Source organism: Parendozoicomonas verongulae, from assembly GCF_009711465.1.
Lineage (GTDB): Bacteria > Pseudomonadota > Gammaproteobacteria > Pseudomonadales > Endozoicomonadaceae > Sansalvadorimonas > Sansalvadorimonas verongulae.
Window position 1 is genome coordinate 1 of record NZ_SMME01000536.1, and the last position, 1,264, is coordinate 1,264.

Sequence of the window (1,264 nt, forward strand, 5' to 3'; positions counted from 1 at the left end):
TAAGATATTCTGCAATATTCTGGCCGCTCCTTTTTATCGCATCAGGGCACTTTCGAAGGGAGAGCAACCACAACGTTCCATTAACAGTATTTGTTACTTGTTCGATTAAGCTTTTTTGAGGTATGTCTCGTTCGTAGCGTGAACGGATTCTCCCTCTTTCCCGCCGCCAATCATCTCTACTTTCTTCATAGCGTGAATAGATCATGCTCAATTGTTTATTGCGTGAACGAATCATGCTCAATTGTTCATAGCTTGAACGGATCGCCCCCCTTTCCCGCCTGCAATCATCCCGCTTTTGTTTATGACGAGAAGATAAAGTCTGAACACATTCCAATAGGGTTGTAAGTTTATCAATATCAAGTCCTTTACGACTCAGCACATGTTCTCTTTCTAATTCCCAGCATTTCTGCAAGTCTTTTTGGAGAACGTCCATGTCAGCAACAATACCAAGAGAAAAGAAAAGCTCTGCTGTTTTGTCAAACCCTTGAACAAAACTGAAAGAATGAATATCAAAAAGCTCAATGCATAAAACGGGATCACACCAACCTAAAACACGGTTAATATACATGGTGTAGTAGCTATTGAGGCTGTCTGGCCTATCTGCGAAGTATCTCAAGACTCCCTTAATAATGACCTCAAACTCATCCATGCTAATAATGCCTTTCAGAGTGTACCGCATCATATAGAAAAAAATGTCAACCGTGTCAGGTTCCGAGTAAAGATAAAGGCTTTCCCGCTTTAACATGTGTGCTGCCAGTGAGGGAAGTGAACAGATCATGGCATAATCAACGGGAGCCCGGCAGCCCTTATCATAAAGCAATATACCAAGCCGGGTTTGATTCTCTAACTGTTGAGGAGCTTCCCGCTTCGCATCTAAAGCCCACCGATTTACAACAGGGGAAACCATTAAAATTTCCAGCAAATTTTTTGGTTCCTCTGGATTACCGTGGTAATAGACAGCAAGCAAGTTGGCACCATATTCACTGTATAATGTCGCTGTGCCCAGATCACCTTGCTCTACAGCTTGACGCAGTTCATTCCTGAAAGGCGTTAAAAGTGCCCGTGTCTCAGTGACAACGTCAGCGGGTAACCTGCGTAAAAATGTCAGTAAACGGGAAGGGGGGAGGTGCATAAGCACCTGGTCAAGCCCTCTACTCTGGGCATGACCGGCAAATAGCTTGACTCTATCGATATTGCTTTTAATCTCTGCCAGACTGGATGGGGTAATATCACACTCACTGGGGTAAACAACCTCCTTCAATAA

General features: G+C 43.7%; 1 protein-coding gene. It reads right to left on the minus strand.

Translation table 11 applies throughout. The features are described from left to right. Positions 1-1,264, minus strand: a 1,264-nt coding sequence (locus E1189_RS22805) for a hypothetical protein (RefSeq protein WP_196220967.1), incomplete at both ends; no start/stop codon positions are given.